The sequence below is a fragment of the Ketobacter sp. MCCC 1A13808 genome, from assembly GCF_009746715.1.
Lineage (GTDB): Bacteria > Pseudomonadota > Gammaproteobacteria > Pseudomonadales > Ketobacteraceae > Ketobacter.
This window is the reverse complement of sequence record NZ_VRKW01000003.1, coordinates 81413-98060: the sequence shown is the minus strand read 5'-3', so window position 1 is coordinate 98060 and position 16648 is coordinate 81413. Positions and strand designations below refer to the sequence as shown.

Genomic DNA, 16648 nt, shown 5'->3' with positions numbered 1-16648 from the left:
GCTGGACCGGTGTAGCGGTCTTTTTTCAATGGCGTTCACGTGCGACTATGACTGCAACATCGTTTTTACATTGTCTGGCTGCATGGGCAGGCGCCGGATAGATTTACCGGTCGCATCAAAAACCGCCGCTGCGATTGCAGAAGGCAGCAGGGCATTTGCTCCCTCGCTGCCCTGTCCGTAGATCGTTGTTTCTGGGTCCGGGGCTAAAACGACGTTCAGTTGTGGCATGTCACCCATTTTCAATATCGGATAGCTAATCCAGTCTGAATCCGTCACTGCGCTTTTATCGAAACTCACCTCTTCGTACATCGCCTGGCTCACGCCCATTAACGCCCCTGCTTGTACCTGCCTCTTTAATTGCATCGGGTTCACCACCACCCCGGTATCCACCACCACCGTAACCCGATCAACGGAGACCAATCCGGTGTCCGGCACCACACTCACTTCACAAGCGCTGACCCAATAACCATTACCGCGAAACATCACCGATACCCCCCGCCCAGGCTGGGGAGTGCTCCCGCTGGCCTTGGCATCCGGTCTGGGCGATGGCCGCTCCTGCCACCCGGATTCCGAGCGTAATCGTGTTAACAGGTTTTTCAATCGGCGGTCCTGTGTGTTGAGAATACGAAAAGCCAGTGCATCCATGCCCACCAACGAAGCCGCTTCACTGATCGCCACTTCGCGGGGGAAATTCTGTTGGAACTGAGTGGGTGTTCGCATGCTGTGATCTCGCAGCCCGACATCCAACGGTGACTGCTGCTGGCCGATTTGCCAAGTGCTATGGGCGCGCTCAGCCACGTTTTCCACCGCGCTGTAAACCCAGCCGTCGGCCATAAAATTGGCCATACCCTGCACGGGCTCCGGGTTTTTATGATTGGGCACCGGGGCATCAATGGTGGGCAGACCTGCCAATAACGCGCCAATCGGACGATCATCCTGCATCGGCGGGCCATAATGATCGGCTTCATACGCACTGATTTTTCCGTTTTTATCGACCGCAATACGGACGTCGGCGTAAGCGGGAGCGGACTGCGTGGACCATTGCAAATCGTCCGCCCGCATCCAGTGTAATCGCACCGGTTGCCCAACCTCCCGGGATAGCAACACCGCTTCCGCTTCTGCGCCGGCATTACCGCCGTTGGAACGACCGTAGTGGCCGGGACCAGGATAGGTCCTGATGATGACTTTAGTGGGGGAAATACCCAGCATCAGTGCCAAGTGGCTGCGCAAAAATTGCGGATTCTGGGTGTGCGTATGCACCGTGATACGACCGTCGGCGGCGACATCGGCCAACGCCATGCTCGGACCGATCGGCGCATGCTTGTGGTAGGGTAATTCACTGCTGCAGCTGAGCACGTGTGGCGCACCATCAAAGGCTGCCCGCGGATTGCCCCGGTTGTGGGTGCTCTCAGTCACCGGGACCGGATCCCAGCGTGCCTGCTCACGAAGATACTGATGTAATCCGTCACTGCCGGGCAAGCCTTCCCAATCAGACCAGCGGGTGCCCGACGCCACTTGCCGGGCGGCCTGAATCGTTTCCCATTCGGATTGCGCAACCACCCCCAATAAATTACCCACGACCACCGTGCGAGCGGTCGGATACGTTTTACGGTCAAGCTTACCCGCGGCCAACAGCTTCGAACCCAACGTTCTGGGGTGAATCACACGGCCATGCAGCATGCCCGGTAGTTTGACATCCGCTACCCAGGTTGTCCGGGCCGATACCTTCTCAGCAATAATCGGATTCGGCACCGATTGCCCGATAATTTTATATTGGCTGGCGTCCTTTAATGGCGGCTCTCCTTCCACCACTAAACCGCGGAAACTAACCAGCTCCCCACTGACCGGGATCGTCAACTGCAGCGCCTGACCCGCAACCATGTCTCCGTAAGTCAGCTGTTTTCCTCCCCCGCTAATCACGCCGTCCTTAACCGCCAGAGATGTACGCGGTACTGACCATTGTGCAGCGGCGATATCGAGCAAAGCTTCGCGGGTATAGGCAGCCACTTTACGTAAATTCAGAACATTGGTGCGCAACAACCCAAAGGTACCACCACCATCAGGTGTACGGTCCGTATCCCCGCTTACCACGTGTTTAATCGCGCTGAGTGATACCTCCAGCTCTTCGGCAATGATTTGCGGGTAGGCGGTATAAATCGATCCCTGGCCAAAATCACATTTGCCGGTACGAATCACCACACTGTTATCCGCATGGATCTCAATCCAGGAAGCAGGTCGGGAGGCGTCAAGACCCACCTTGTCCGGGGGCGATTTCGGATTGGTTGCCGCAGAAGCCAATCCGGGCAGAACCGCCACACTGACCACCATGGCACCGCTACCGGTCAGGAAGCGACGCCGGGTCAATAAGGCACCATGAATAATGCGCGGCTGGTTATGGGTTTCGCTCATGACTTGCCCCCTTTCTGCATCAACTTGGCCGCCGCTTTCACACCGTCCATAATAGCGGCGTAACTGCCACATCGGCACAGGTGCGCGGAAGGACCCGAGGTGGTTAAGGCCGCTTTGATGTCGTCTTCGCTCGGAGCCTGATTGCTCTCCAGTAACTCCACACTTTTTATCATCATGCCACTTTGACAAATGCCGCATTGAGGCACTTGCTGTTCGATCCAGGCCTGCTGAACCGGATGCAGGGTATCCCCATCAGACTTATTCTGCGTTGGTATCCGTGCCTGCCACCGAGCAGGTAAACCCTCTAGTGTCGTCACCTCACTACCAGCACAAGCGGTAACCGGAGTAATGCAGGAACGTATCTCGCGACCATTGAGCAACACTGAACAGGCGCCGCACTGGGCCAGCCCACAACCGAACTGGGGACTCATTACATTGAGTTCGTTGCGCAACACGTACAAGAGCGGGGTATCGGCTGGCGACGTCACCTCACAAGGTTCGCCATTGACCGTTAATTTCACCATCGTGAACTCCTTAGAGGGCCTATTTCGTACCATTGGCGGTAAGATTACAGGCACCAGCCTCCCGCCATAACCGCCCAATACTGATTACACCTATGAATGGAATTAATAGCATCCGGATTTACCCTGTTCCGCAACGATTTTGGGACTGTATGACGTCTTCCGATACCTCTATAATCACAGGTCTCTAAATTCACTGAAGTATGCCGTTGATTGCCTGGCATTCATGTCACACCGCTAGGAAGCCGGTTATGCTAAGGGAAAATCTGAGCGAGCTGATGGCGCTCATGATCATCGCCAGAGAGGGGAGCTTTACCCGTGCTGCCTCACAGATGGGTATTACCCAATCGGCCCTGAGCCACTCTATTCGCAGGCTGGAGGAACGTCTGCAAATCCGGCTGTTATCCCGCAACAATCGCAGCGTGGCCCTGACCGAGGCCGGCGAAAAAATTCTGCAGACCTTAGCCCCCAGGCTGGAGCAACTGGAATCGGAGATGTCGTCGGTGTTGGGGAAACTACAAGGAAAACCCTCCGGCACAATCCGCATCAATGCACCGAAACAAGCGGTACTACGTTACCTGTGGCCGAAGCTCATCGTATTTATGCGGGAGTACCCCGACATCGCCATTGAAATTTCAGCGGATAACCGCTTTTCCGATATCGTTGCTGAAAGGTTTGACCTTGGCATTCGGCTTAAAGAAAGCCTGGCTAAAGATATGATTGCACAGCCGATTTCAGGCCCACTTAGAATGATTGCTGTTGCCAGCCCGAAGTACCTGAAGAAAAACGGCACACCGCGCACGCCGAAAGATCTCGCGGATCACAACTGCATTAATATCCGCTTACCCACTTACGGTGGATTTTACGCCTGGGAATTTGAACAGGATGGTCAGGAGTTTAGCACCCGGGTGTCCGGCCAATGCGCTTTTGACGACAGTGATCTGTCGATAAGGGCAGCGGTTGACGGATTTGGTATCGCCTACACCATGGAAGAGCATGTTGAACCTTATCTGGCCAGCGGTGAACTAATAGAAATTCTTGCGCAGTGGACGCCGCCATTTGACGGCTTTTACCTTTATTACCCTAATCGCCGCCAGCACTCCGAAGCGTTCACCCTGTTGCTGAAGGCACTTCGCCTTGACCGGGAATAGCGCACCCGGCACTAGCTCTTTAAACGATAGCCGGTTTTAAAGATCCACCACACCACGATCAGACACAGCACTAAAAACAGAAAAGTCATACCCAGACTGACTCCGACATTGACATCGGCCACGCCATAAAAACTCCAACGAAAGCCACTTATCAGATAAACCACCGGATTAAATAACGTCACCGTTTGCCAGATTGGTGGCAGCATTTTTATTGAATAAAAACTGCCGCCCAGAAATGCCAACGGCGTCACCACCATCAGAGGTATGAGTTGCAGCTTTTCAAAACCATCAGCCCACACACCAATAATAAAGCCGAACAAACTGAATGTGACCGACGTTAACACCAGAAATGCAACCATCCACACCGGGTGATCAATATGGTAATCCACAAAAAAACGGGCCGTCACCAAAATCAGCAAGCCCACAATAATTGACTTGGTCGCCGCTGCCCCCACATACCCCATAATGATTTCCAGGAACGAAATCGGAGCCGACAGGACTTCATAAATGGTGCCGGAAAAGCGTGGAAAATAAATGCCGAACGAGGCATTGGAAATACTTTGCGTAAGCAGAGTAAACATCACCAATCCGGGAATAATAAATGCACCGTACTCCACCCCGTCGATCGCCACCATGCGCGACCCGATAGCAGAGCCGAAAACAATAAAATACAACGAGGTGGATAGCACCGGAGAAGCAATACTTTGCATAATTGTTCTCCAGGTACGGGCCATTTCAAATTTGTAGATAGCGTGTATTGCGTAGATATTCATGGATATTATTTTCCGCCTATTTACCATGTACCAAGCTAACAAAGATTTCTTCCAGCGAACTTTGGCTGGAGTGCAAATCCTTGAAATCAATACCGTGTTGATTCAGATCCCGCAATACACTGGCGATACCGGTTTCATCACTTTGCGTATCAAAGGTATAAATAAGATTGTTGCCGTCTTCACTCAGCGTCAAAGGATAGTGCGCCAAAGCAGCAGGAACACTGGCTAATGGTTGTTGCAGATACAACGTCAGTTGTTTTTTGCCGAGCTGTTGCATCAGTGCGTCTTTCTTTTCCACCAACACGATTTCCCCTTTACTGATAACACCGATGCGGTCTGCCATTTCTTCGGCTTCTTCAATATAGTGGGTAGTGAGGATAATCGTCACGCCCTGCTCTCTTAGCTCACGCACCATTTCCCACATTTCTCGGCGCAGTTCCACATCCACTCCGGCAGTGGGCTCATCCAGAAACAGGATGCCTGGCTCGTGTGACAAGGCTTTGGCAATTAACACCCGGCGTTTCATTCCGCCGGACAATTCCATAATGCGATTTTTGCGCTTGTCCCACAAAGACAGGTCTTTCAGTACTTTTTCCAGATGCGCATTGTTCGCGGGTTTGCCGTACAGCCCACGGCTGAACCGAACCGTGTCCCACACGCTTTCGAAGGCATCGGTGGAAAGCTCCTGTGGTACTAAACCAATGATGGAACGCGCTGCACGATAATCTGTAACAACATCATGACCGTCTGCCAGAACCCGACCACTGCTGGGATTGGCAATACCGCAGATAATACTAATGAGCGTCGTTTTGCCTGCGCCATTGGGACCGAGCAAGGCAAAAATTTCTCCTTTATTAATATCCAGATCGACGTTTTTCAGGGCCTGAAAGCCGTCGGCGTAAGTCTTTGAAAGATTTTTAACCGAGATTATAGGTTGCACGGATTTGGCCTTTTGCTAATTATTTTTCAACACCGGAGACTATCAAAGTCGCTCTGATTACGACAGGTGCAATAGTGCCGTTTACCCACTGCGCTTGATTAGCCTGGGTCGCATTATCGACCACACCCAAACCAGCGCCACCAGAAACAGCCCCACCATGGATAAGTAGTTTCGCAATAGTCCGGGATGGACCCGATAGTCGCTTACCGCGATGCGCGAGTGTTCCGAAAAATGGCCTTTGATGGAGACAATCTGTAAATCCCTTCCTTCAACTCCATCCAGGGGAATCCACTCACCGTATAAATCCACCAGCCAACCCCCGTGCTCATCGGGCTTTACGGTTTTACGGTCAAACGCGATGGTTTTTCCCTTGCGGTCATGGCTATGCAGCGTGGCGTTGTAATGACTGTCGTGTTGTCGCACCTGTTCAATCAATGCAAGAGGCAGCAAGAAATAGACTGCAAGCAGAATCAGGCAAGCCAATGTGCTTTTTGCATTAAACACCAAGTCCGGAGGCCTGGAGGTGGATTCTCGCCAATAAAACAACATTATTATCAGCCCCCACACCGTGAGCGCATAAGAAAACCAATGCTCCGGCCAATACCAACCAAAATTCAACATGTGCCAGTTAAACGGGATGAACAGATCTGCCCCATTGCCCCACTTCGTTTGCGTAGCGTCCAGCAACAAGTGCACCAATGAACACGACGCCAGTATGGCAAAGGTTTGTAATTTGCGCGCGGCGAGGCATGCAAACGACGCGCTCGCCAGCAGAGAAAATAGCAAGGTTGCCTGCAACAACAGATAGGCCTGCAACCAAAGCTGTTCGATCGCGGGATGGGCCAACAGGATGAAACGCTTAATAATCCAGGGCAGATCGGGAATCACACACCCCAGATAAATCCACTTTACATCGGCATCTTTTAGCACACTGCGGGTCAGGACAGTTTGAACCCCGATGTGGGCAAGCGTGTTCGGCATAAGAACTCAGTTAACCGGCTGCAGGTTATTCAACGAAAGTCGTATCCTACACTATGCGGATAGTGGCTAAAATCGGTTCTGGATCACTCTTTTAACAAACACCCGCATCCGCAGGGAAGTGCGCCATGTCAAATAACCCTTACCAGCCGGAAATCGAGGCCGTAGCGGAATTTCTGCGTGCTTGCTTGCCATTTGATGCCCTGCCGGATGAAGCCTTACGCAACAGTGCCCGCCAAATTCAGATTATTTATTTACGCGAGGGCAAGCGCATCACTGCCCTGGAGGACGAATACGCGTTGCGTATCGTGCGCAGCGGCGCGGTTGAAATCCGCAGTAGCCGCAATGAATTGATGGACCGGCTGGGCGAAGGGGAGAGCTTTAACATTCACGGCCTGGACGTGGGCGATTCCGGCGTCAGCGCGGTGGTGATTGAAGATGGTCTTATCTACAGCCTGCCCCGAACGCACTATGAGCAGCTGCGCGCCCAATTTCGCGATTTCGATCGTCACTTTCACAGCCAGCGTAGCCGCCGCCTGCGTCGTGCTGCACGCTATCAGCCGAATACCAATGTGATGATGCTACCGATTGAGGGCTTGATCAGTCACAACGTGCTCACACTGGATGATGGCGCCAGCATCCAGGATGCTGCCCGGGCCATGAGTTTGCGCCGGGTGTCATCGGTGCTGGTGCTGGACTCGAACCAGCGCCTGGCCGGTATCCTGACGGACCGGGACTTGCGCAGCCGCGCCCTCGCCCACGGCTTGTCTGGCGCCACCCCCATTCGGCAAGTGATGACCAGCGACCCGATTTTCATTGAACACCACGCTCTGCTGTTCGACGCCCTGCTACTGATGACCCAGAACAGCGTTCACCACCTGCCGGTACTGCAGAACGGCGAGGTAAAAGGCATTATCACATCGTCGGATGTTATGCTCGCACGCAAAGATGACCCGGTCTATCTGGTGCAACACCTGTCGCGGCAGCAAGATATCCGCGGCATGAAAGCGATCATTGACACCCTCCCCAGCCTGCTGGTGGAGGTCATTAAAGGCGGTATGCGTGCGCATCAGGTGAGCCGTGTGCTGACCGCCATCAGCGACACCGTCACAATGCGCCTGATTGAACTTGCCAAAACCCAGCTTGGCCCTGCTCCAGCCCCCTTCTGCTGGCTCGGTTTTGGCTCCCAGGCACGGGGCGAGCAATTAATCGGGGCCGACCAGGATAACGGGTTACTGATCGACGACCGCGTGCAACCCCATCAGCTTGAATGGTTCCGGCAACTGGCTGAATACGTGTGTGATGGACTGGACGCCTGCGGTTACCCTTATTGCAAAGGCAAAGTGATGGCCACCACCGACGCATGGCGGCAACCCCTAAGCGGATGGCAGCGCACCGTCGACGAGTGGACCCGCTCCCCGACTCCGGATGCGGTAATGCGGGTATCGATATTTTTCGATTTACGGGCTTTGTACGGTGAGCGCTCCTTGTGTCAGCGGTTGCAGCAACATATGCTGAGTCGTACCGGCAAGGACACGATATTTCTGGCTGCATTGGCCGCGAACGTATTGGAACAAACCCCACCGCTGGGCATTTTCCGGCGCTTTTTGGTTGAACGTAACGGCGACCACCGGGACGAGTTCGATGTCAAAAAACGCGGTGTGATGCCGCTTGTGGAACTGGTGCGCCTGCATGCATTAGCAAATGGAGTAAGCGCCGTAAACACACGGGAACGCATCCGCGAACTGATGGATAGTAAAATTCTCACGATTGTCGACGGCCGCAATCTGCAGGATGCGTTCGACAGTATTCAGCAATTGCGTGTATCGAATCACAGCAATCAGATCGCCCACAACGGGGATATCAGCAATTATCTTAACCCGAAGGAGTTGTCTGAACTGCAACGCAAACACCTGAAAGACGCCTTTACTGTCGTGCACGATGCACAGGAAGCATTACGTCACCACTATCGCCCGGGTTTATAGTTTGTGAGCACTTCCCATCTGAATAGGCTCTGGCTGCGGATTCAGCATCGGCGCTGGATCAACCGCGCACAGCAACCGGATCTGGTCAATATTCTGCGCGACCCGCTGTCGACGAGCCCGTTTAACCATACCCGCTTTCTAGTCGTCGATCTGGAAACAACGGACCTGAATCCGATGACAGGCGAAATCGCCAGTATCGCCTGGGTCGTCATAGAGCAGGGCGCCATACAATTACCCCAATCCGTTCATTTTCATCTTCGACTGAAACACGAAGTAGGGCAGAGCGCGGTGTTTCATCGACTCACCGATACGGATCTGCAACAAGGAGCGCCGATTCAATCCGCCATGCAAACGCTATTAAAAGCCGCACGCAATAGCGTACTGGTATTTCATAATGCCCAACTGGATATGGGTTTTATCAACCGGTTTTTAGTGGAGGAGTGGGGCGCACCGTTGTTGCTGCCGGTGCTGGACACCCTGCAATTGGAACGCAAAAAACTCACTCGCCGAAATAAAGTAATCGAGGCGGGAGACTTACGGCTGCATCAATGCCGGCAACGCTATGGCCTGCCAACCGTGCCGCTGCATGACGCTCTGGGTGATGCATTGGCGACCGCAGAGTTGTTTCTGGCGATGAATGCATAAACCTCCGGTTCCGCAATGGTAAATGGAGCTTAGACCAGGGTGCCTTCAAGAAACACATTAACCGCTTGAGTCACTTCCCGGCGCCGCACAGCGTCGCTCACCACCACCTCTTCGCCCAGCAGCCGCCGCATATGGTAATTTCCTTTTACCATATTAATAAACTGGATCGCCGCCAGATAGCAGTCGTCTATGTCCAGTTTGCCTTCGGTTACCAGAGCCTGCAGGTAATCCCCCAATACACGCTGACTCCGCTCTGGCGCTACGGCCATAAAAATTTCCCTTAGCCGGGGATTACGCCCGGACTCCGCGATCAGGATGCGGTGCAAGGACAGCGCTTCGTCGGACAGCACCATATTGAGAAAATTCAGGCCCACGTTAAACAGCACGTTGTGAGGATCTTCGCCTTTGATATTGGGCAGGTTAAGCACCTCCAGCAAATTACTGGATTTACGCTCAATGACCGCCTGAAACAAGCCCTCTTTGTTTCCGAACAGGCGATACAGCGTCGCCATGGAGCCTCCAGCACGGGACACCACTTCCTGCAGGCTCGCGGCTTCGTAGCCGCAACGGGAAAATAAATCACTGGCTGCATCCAGAAACAGATCACGGCGCACCAGGCCTCGCTCGCGGGGCGCATACCCCTCTTCAGCGACTCCGATCGGGTTAACTTCTTCGCTCCTATTGCTGGAAGATGGCTGGTCCGGGTTGGATTGCTCTGGGTTGGATTGCTCTGGATTCATCTGCCATATGTCCTCTTGGGGTGGTCCGATTGTAACAGCCGCGTTCTCATAACCAAACCCACGGGCTCCATACCTGGGAGCCGAACGTAGGGCTGACGAAAGTGGCTGGCAAACCTGACTATTGACAGCGCTGAATTGTAGTGTAATCTTCATTACACATAAAGAGCGTAATGTTGGTTACACTACAGAATTTACTCCAAAAACCGAAGATTACCCTCTATTAATACGATTAATTGCTTCATTAACAACGGATTAACGCTATGTCCCCCGCTCCCAAAAAAATGGTTTTAGGCTTGGTTGTTCTGGTCGCAGTGGGGTTTGCCGGCTCCAAAGCGATGCATTGGTATAACAAAGGCCGCTTTATAGAATCCACCGATAACGCCTATATTCAGGCCGATTCAGTGCCCCTCCGGGCCGAGATCACCGGACTGATAAAAACCGTCGCAGTTAAAGAAAATCAACAGGTTAAAAAGGGTGATCTGCTACTCCAGATTGATCCTACCGATTACATTGCCGGTGTCGCGGAAGCGCAAGCCCAGCTCTTGGTTGCCCGCTCGGCGTTGTTGGATATTCAGCAGCAAATCAAATTACAGGATAAAAAACTCGACGAAACCAAAGCATCGATCGAAGCCTCCAAAGCGGAATTACATCGCGCAGAACTGGAAAGGGATCGGGCGCAAACCCTGGCCAAGCAATCCTACGGATCACAACAGCTATTACAAAACACCGAAGCGGATGCTGAAGTGGCAAAAGCGCACCTGGAGCAGGCGCGGGCAAGTTTAGCGGCAGAGAAACAAATGGTGGCGGTATACGAAGCCAAACGGGACAGCGCAGAAGCCAGCATTACTGCTGCACAAGCCGGGCTGGATCTGGCCCGCAACCAGTTGGCTAAAACCAAATTAATCGCGGACCGAGATGGTGTGATCGGTAATCTGGGCGCGCGCCAGGGCACCGCCGTGCTACCCAATATGACGCTGATGTACCTGGTTCCGTTGCCTGAGGTGTATGTGATTGCCAACTTCAAAGAGACGCAGATTGGCCACATGAGTATCGATCAACGGGTCGAGCTGAGTGTGGATGCTTTGCCGGACACGACATTTACCGGCTTGGTGGAGTCCATCTCCCCGGCCACCGGTTCTGAATTCAGCCTGTTGCCGCAGGACAACGCCACGGGTAATTTCAATAAAATAGTACAACGGGTGCCGGTGCGAATCCGCGTTACCGGCCCAGCTGAAATGCTGCCCCGGTTGCGCCCAGGCCTGTCGGTGGTGCCCTCTGTCGACACCGAGCATTTTCAGCAACAGGTTTCTTATCTGCAACTGAACCAGACGCGGGACCCGGACCCTAGCGGCCTTAGCAACACCGATATTGCGGGCCGCTAACCGGTGGCCACCACCCCAGCTACTGCCGTTCTGCCCCAGGATCGGCCCATGCCTTCGATACGCCAGCGCATCGGCTTCGTGGCGGGCCTGCTGGGTATGTTTATGGCTATTTTGGATATCCAGATCGTAGCCAGTTCGCTGAATGAGATTCAGGCCGGGGTCTCCGCCACACCAGACGAAATTTCCTGGGTGCAAACGGCCTATCTGATTGCCGAAGTCATCATGATTCCCTTATCGGGGCTGCTTACGCGCTGGTTATCCACGCGCTACACCTTTGTGATTTCCTGTCTGTCATTTACCGCTGCCAGTATCGGTTGCGCCCTGGCCCAGACCATTGAACAGCTGATTGTGTTGCGAGCCATTCAGGGCTTTGTGGGCGGTGCCATGATACCCATCGTGTATGCCATGAGCTTCAGCCTGTTTCCGACCCGGGTCATGGGCATCGTACAGGCGCTGATCGGTATGATCGCCACCACCGCCCCCTCCATCGGCCCCACACTGGGGGGCTACATTACCCAGGCCACCAGCTGGCATTGGCTGTTTCTGATGAACGTGATTCCCGGCCTAATAGCCGCCGCGGGGGTGTGGTTTTATCTGGATATGGATAAACCAGATTTCTCCCTGTTTAAGAAAATCGATTTTCTTGGCCTGTTCTTTCTGATCGGATTCCTGGGGCCCCTGGAATACATCCTGGAAGAAGGGCCGGGTGACGACTGGTTTGCCAGCCATCACATCGCGGGGCTAACGCTGATCAGTATTACCAGTGCGGTGCTGTTTTTCTGGCGGGCATTTTCCGTGGATATGCCGATCGTGGATTTACGGGTATTCCGCAATCGTAATTTCGCAGTGGGTTCGATACTCGGGTTCGTCGTCGGTGTCGCCCTGTTCGGTCTGGTGTATCTGATGCCGTTATTTCTGGGTGGCGTGCGTCACCTGAACAGCTTGCAGATCGGACAAATCATGTTTGTAACCGGCCTATCCATGTTCATAACGGCGCCTATCGCCGGGCGTTTATCCGACAAAGTGGATATACGTTATATGCTCACTTTCGGATTGTTAATGGTCGGTACCGGTTCGTTGATGAACGCCAATCTGACGGCGGACTCCGGGTTTTATCAATTTCTCTGGCCACAGATTGTGCGTGGCATCGGTTTACTGATCTGTATCTTCACTGCTGCACGGATAGCCATGGGCACCCTCACCGATGCGCAGTTGGGCAACGCTGCCGGTCTCTTCAACCTGATGCGGAATCTGGGGGGCGCGGTGGCGCTGGCGGCAATGGACACCGTGCGCGACATCCGCTTTGATTATCACTGGAACCAACTGATTCCGGCCGTTAACGAAACCCGAGATGCGGTATCTTCGCAGTTGTTTCAACTACAACACCAATTCGAAGGCATGGTATCCGACCCCTATGTCCTGGCAGTAAAACAATTGGCCAGCAGGGTGGCTACCGAGGCCAATGTCCTGTCCTTTAACGATATGTTCATCGCGTTAGGCGTCATTTATTTATGCGCTGTACCGCTTATGTTATTCCTGCGCAAGCCGGAAGCACATGACGGTGGCGCAGCCCATTAGCTGCTAAAAAACGCCGCATGGCGCAGTTTCAAGCCCTGGCGCTGGGCTTTGTTCAAGCCTTTAACCACCAGATTATAGGAATTATCAATCTGGCGTTGAATCTCGCCCGGCGGTAACGTTCCATCCAACCGGACCGTATTCCAATGGGTTTTATTCATGTGATATCCCGGCATCACCGCTTCGAATACATCCCGTAATTCCCGGGCCTCCACCGGATCGCATTTCAGGTTTACGCAGATTTGCCCTTGATCAACGCGGCACAGTGCAAACATTTTGCCCAAAATCTTGTACACTGCCGCATCAGGGCCGAAGGGATAATCCAACTCCGTTTCAGGAAGATTTAATAAATACCGTTTTAATGCCTGTTCCTTCATTGTGAGCTCCCGATCCTTATCCTAAAAAGAGGTTTTACATGCAGCGTACTTCGTTTGTCTACCGATTGCAGTTAGCAGCGCTCACCGTGTTCATGCTAATCATCAGCGGCTGTCAGCACCTAACCTCCGGTGCGCTCTCCAGTGTTGTCAAAAAACCCGGCGTGGAAGTGGACAATATCACTGTGACCGGAGTGAATTTGAGTGCGGTTGATCTGATGCTGACACTCAAGGTCAGCAACCCCAATGCCTACAAGCTGGCACTGGCCGGTTATTCCTACGATGTTAAATTCAACGATAAACCCATGCTGAAGGGCACCACGGAGCAAGGGTTCAGTGTACCCGGCAACAAAAGCAGTCTGATTAAAGTCCCCCTGACCCTGGGCTTTTCGGATGTTGTGGGATTACTCAAAGAAGTCAAAGCGGACAACAAATTACGCTATTCGGTGGACGCCGACATGCGGCTCGATAGCCCCATTTTAAATGCTTTTTCAATTCCGGCCTCCAAAGCCGGCGAAATTACCGTGCCGCAAATCCCGCAAGTCGCCTTCAGCGATCTGAAAATTAAACATTTGAGCTTTTCCAAAGTGGACTTTGAAATCGCCATGAACATCAATAATCCCAACAACTTTGCTGTCGATCTGAAAGACATCCAGTATCGGTTTAATTTAGCGGGAGAAGCGCTGGCAAACGGCGAGATCAAACAGGGCATTCAACTGAAACAAAAACAGGATACCAACGTGCGTATTCCGGTGAGCATCAGCTTAATGAAACTGGGCACCGGAGCACTGAACGCCATCCGCAATTCGGACTTTACCAATTATTCGGTGGACGCCGAAATGACAGTCGATAGCGCTTACCCGGCGCTGAAAAACCTGCGCCTGCCCATACACTACAAGCCATAATCTGTGGTTTACGGACGCACCCGATACCAGCCCGCAATACTGTAACGCGGGCGTCGGGTGGGTAACACCTCATGGGGGAATTGTTCACTCAGGAAAAACACCGCCGTGTTTGATTTTGGCTCAATGCGCGTGATTTCCTCGCCCCTTTCTGAGTACAGCACCAGCTCTCCGCCCTGGTCCGGCTGCCAACCCTGATTCAGATAAAGAACGCAACTCACAACCCGGTTCCTAGCGCCCTTTAAGGCATCGACGTGGGTTTTGTAGAATCCACCCACTTCGTATTTTGCATAATGCGCTTCAAATTCCTGCAGGCCCAGAAACAGGTGGCGATTGCAATGCACCCTCAAATAATCCATCTGCTGGAGAAACTGCGCCTGCACCGGGATGTCCGGATTGAGCCACTGGGTTTTATCACGCCGGATCGAGGCATTACTCTGTTGGATCCTGCCACGGCCTATCTTGGCCGGTTTTAATTTTACGTGTTCTGCCAACGTTACATCCTGAAAAAGGCCGGACACCAGTGGCTCGCTCAAAAAGCCGTCGCACACCCACCAGCCATGCACAAACAACGCATCCACCAGCTCGTCGGCCATGGATACTGAACTCAACTGCACTGCGTCCATTGATCAGCGTACCCTCATTTTCGGTGCGCAATCATAGCCTGTTTCTGTGCCATGACAATCGAAATATATCGCCTTGGCCAGCGCCGTCGGTGGCGCGGGAATTGTGTCATAATGGCCCCCACCGACCGCAATACACCGCCACACCACGGAACCTTCAATGAACAACAATGAATTACTGAGAAACCTGCGCCGGGCGCTGGCCGCCAACGAAAACACCATGGCGGACATCTACGCCAAAAGCGGAAGAGCGATCAGCCCGGACGAAATGAAACAGCGCCTAAAGCACGCCAACGAAGACGGCTTTGCCCAATGTGACGATGAGACTGCAGCTTGCTTTCTGGAAGCCCTAATAGTCCATCGACGGGGTCCGAAACCGGATCAGCCGCCAGCGGAATTAAAACTGCCCCTGAACAACAACCTGATTCTGAAAAAACTGCGTATTGCCTTCGACCTGAAAGAAGATGATCTGAGAGGGATTTTAGCCAGTGTGGATGTGGAGTTGAGCAAGCAGGAACTTAATGCCCTGTTCCGACGTCAGGACCATAAGAATTTTCAGCCTTGCGACGAAGGTTTATTACGTGGTTTCCTGCGCGGGCTGGTGGAACGTGAGCGGGTCAAGTCCAGCGCACCCAACACCGATTAATTGAAGCAGCGGATGCGGCGAAATTTTCTCGGATTACTCTTTTCCGACAAACTCACTCCAAACATATCGGAATACACCCGGTAAAAATGGGATGCATCATGAAACCCCACTAAATGCGACGCAGCGGTATTGGTGGCACCCCTGGATATAATTTCCAGCGCTCTCCAAACAGCGGTTTGGCGGGCATATTGGGATACCGTGCTACCGGTGACTTCTTTAAATAAATGACGGAAACGATCAGGGGACAAATGCACCACACGAGCCAAACGCGCTAATCCGATCTCGGTGAGGGGTAGCTGTTCGATCAACTCCAACGCCCTTACAATGCGCGGATCGTACTTCAAGGGCATGGGTTTGACTCCGGTAACCAGGTGCGCGGCCCGGGCGATTATCCCGGCAACTTCAGCGCCACTCAAACTGCCATCCTGGCCGGCGATAAAGCGCGGCAACAATTCCGCAAACAGCAGCGGATCCAACTGCAGGCAGAGCCGGTCGCCAAGATACTCGGACAGAAGCGCATACTCAGGCGTTGCAGCCGTCACATCCACCAGGGCTACATCGCTGTCCAGGCCACGTATGTTGCACAGCTGTGCTTTATCCGATACCAATACCGCCCGACCTTCAGCGCGCTCTGCGTTGTCAAAACACACTTGCACCGGCCGGCTGCATCCAATTATCAGACGAATGGCTTTGCGGTTATGGGTTTTATCCCTGGGACCAATATCCAGCGACGGCGCCAATAACAGAATACTGCGGGGCCGGTAATAGACCGCGCCCTCGTAATGAGAAGTGAGACCCCGGGTCGGGTTCTTGCTCTTTTGTACGCTCATGGTTTCTTTAATCGATTTTTATTGTCATTATCCCGATAGATTACAAGAAAATTGAAGTCGTGCGAACGAACGCTCTTCACAAGTTCGGTATTAATTGGTTAAACAACCAGACAATTTTGTAATTAATTTGCCCTATAGCCGATTGGTACAAGCCATGAATACAACAGGATCCCT

The 16648-nt window shown here is 53.0% G+C and carries 16 protein-coding genes; 7 read left to right on the top strand and 9 right to left on the bottom strand.

Going from position 1 to position 16648, the window contains the following annotated elements:
- Positions 1–45: 45 nt before the first annotated feature.
- Both FT643_RS07290 and FT643_RS07285 read right to left on the bottom strand, forming a co-directional pair.
- Positions 46–2409, bottom strand: coding sequence for a xanthine dehydrogenase family protein molybdopterin-binding subunit (locus FT643_RS07290; protein ID WP_156870735.1), 2364 nt, complete (start codon positions 2407–2409; stop codon positions 46–48).
- On the bottom strand, positions 2406–2933 hold the full coding sequence (locus FT643_RS07285; protein WP_156870734.1) for a (2Fe-2S)-binding protein: 528 nt from the start codon (positions 2931–2933) through the stop codon (positions 2406–2408). Before FT643_RS07285 ends, FT643_RS07290 begins: the two co-directional genes overlap by 4 nt.
- A gap of 248 nt (positions 2934–3181) precedes the next feature.
- Between FT643_RS07285 and FT643_RS07280 the strand changes: the two genes are divergently transcribed.
- Complete coding sequence (locus tag FT643_RS07280) at positions 3182–4081, top strand: LysR family transcriptional regulator (RefSeq protein ID WP_156870733.1); 900 nt, start codon at positions 3182–3184, stop codon at positions 4079–4081.
- A gap of 11 nt (positions 4082–4092) precedes the next feature.
- Here the strand turns inward: FT643_RS07280 and FT643_RS07275 are convergent, their stop codons facing one another.
- From FT643_RS07275 to FT643_RS07265, 3 genes are all read right to left on the bottom strand, one after another.
- Positions 4093–4854 carry an ABC transporter permease gene (locus FT643_RS07275; protein ID WP_156870732.1) on the bottom strand — a complete coding sequence of 254 codons (762 nt, stop codon included), beginning with the start codon at positions 4852–4854 and terminating at the stop codon, positions 4093–4095.
- A 16-nt stretch (positions 4855–4870) separates the two neighbouring features.
- On the bottom strand, positions 4871–5794 hold the full coding sequence (locus FT643_RS07270) for an ABC transporter ATP-binding protein (RefSeq protein ID WP_317621966.1): 924 nt from the start codon (positions 5792–5794) through the stop codon (positions 4871–4873).
- 81 nt (positions 5795–5875) lie between these two features.
- Positions 5876–6775 (bottom strand): hypothetical protein, encoded by a 900-nt coding sequence (locus FT643_RS07265; protein ID WP_156870731.1) that lies wholly within the window; start codon positions 6773–6775, stop codon positions 5876–5878.
- A 125-nt stretch (positions 6776–6900) separates the two neighbouring features.
- On the opposite strand from FT643_RS07265, the gene FT643_RS07260 reads away from it, so the two are divergent.
- Positions 6901–8757, top strand: coding sequence for a DUF294 nucleotidyltransferase-like domain-containing protein (locus FT643_RS07260; protein WP_156870730.1), 1857 nt, complete (start codon positions 6901–6903; stop codon positions 8755–8757).
- A gap of 3 nt (positions 8758–8760) precedes the next feature.
- Complete coding sequence (locus tag FT643_RS07255; protein WP_156870729.1) at positions 8761–9402, top strand: 3'-5' exonuclease; 642 nt, start codon at positions 8761–8763, stop codon at positions 9400–9402.
- Between the two features lie 29 nt (positions 9403–9431).
- Here the strand turns inward: FT643_RS07255 and FT643_RS07250 are convergent, their stop codons facing one another.
- Positions 9432–10142, bottom strand: coding sequence for a TetR/AcrR family transcriptional regulator (locus FT643_RS07250; RefSeq protein WP_156870728.1), 711 nt, complete (start codon positions 10140–10142; stop codon positions 9432–9434).
- A 260-nt stretch (positions 10143–10402) separates the two neighbouring features.
- On the opposite strand from FT643_RS07250, the gene FT643_RS07245 reads away from it, so the two are divergent.
- Positions 10403–11524: an HlyD family secretion protein gene (locus tag FT643_RS07245; RefSeq protein ID WP_156870727.1), complete on the top strand. Its 1122-nt coding sequence runs from the start codon at positions 10403–10405 to the stop codon at positions 11522–11524.
- 48 nt (positions 11525–11572) lie between these two features.
- Positions 11573–13102, top strand: a complete 1530-nt coding sequence (locus tag FT643_RS07240; RefSeq protein WP_156870726.1) for a DHA2 family efflux MFS transporter permease subunit — start codon at positions 11573–11575, stop codon at positions 13100–13102.
- Here FT643_RS07240 and FT643_RS07235 read toward each other — a convergent pair.
- Positions 13099–13476 carry an MmcQ/YjbR family DNA-binding protein gene (locus tag FT643_RS07235; protein WP_156870725.1) on the bottom strand — a complete coding sequence of 126 codons (378 nt, stop codon included), beginning with the start codon at positions 13474–13476 and terminating at the stop codon, positions 13099–13101. The genes FT643_RS07240 and FT643_RS07235 overlap by 4 nt on opposite strands.
- Before the next feature lie 38 nt (positions 13477–13514).
- On the opposite strand from FT643_RS07235, the gene FT643_RS07230 reads away from it, so the two are divergent.
- Positions 13515–14378, top strand: a complete 864-nt coding sequence (locus FT643_RS07230) for an LEA/WHy family protein (RefSeq protein ID WP_156870724.1) — start codon at positions 13515–13517, stop codon at positions 14376–14378.
- A gap of 8 nt (positions 14379–14386) precedes the next feature.
- On the opposite strand, the gene FT643_RS07225 is transcribed toward FT643_RS07230, so the two are convergent.
- Complete coding sequence (locus FT643_RS07225; protein WP_156870723.1) at positions 14387–15001, bottom strand: 2OG-Fe(II) oxygenase; 615 nt, start codon at positions 14999–15001, stop codon at positions 14387–14389.
- A gap of 157 nt (positions 15002–15158) precedes the next feature.
- Here FT643_RS07225 and FT643_RS07220 point away from each other — a divergent pair, with 157 nt between their 5' ends.
- The gene (locus FT643_RS07220) at positions 15159–15644 is read left to right on the top strand and encodes a YehS family protein (protein WP_156870722.1); all 486 of its coding nucleotides are present in this window, start codon (positions 15159–15161) and stop codon (positions 15642–15644) included.
- Here FT643_RS07220 and FT643_RS07215 read toward each other — a convergent pair.
- Positions 15641–16474: a helix-turn-helix domain-containing protein gene (locus FT643_RS07215; RefSeq protein WP_156870720.1), complete on the bottom strand. Its 834-nt coding sequence runs from the start codon at positions 16472–16474 to the stop codon at positions 15641–15643. The two genes, FT643_RS07220 and FT643_RS07215, sit on opposite strands and share 4 nt — an antisense overlap.
- Positions 16475–16648: the final 174 nt, after the last annotated feature.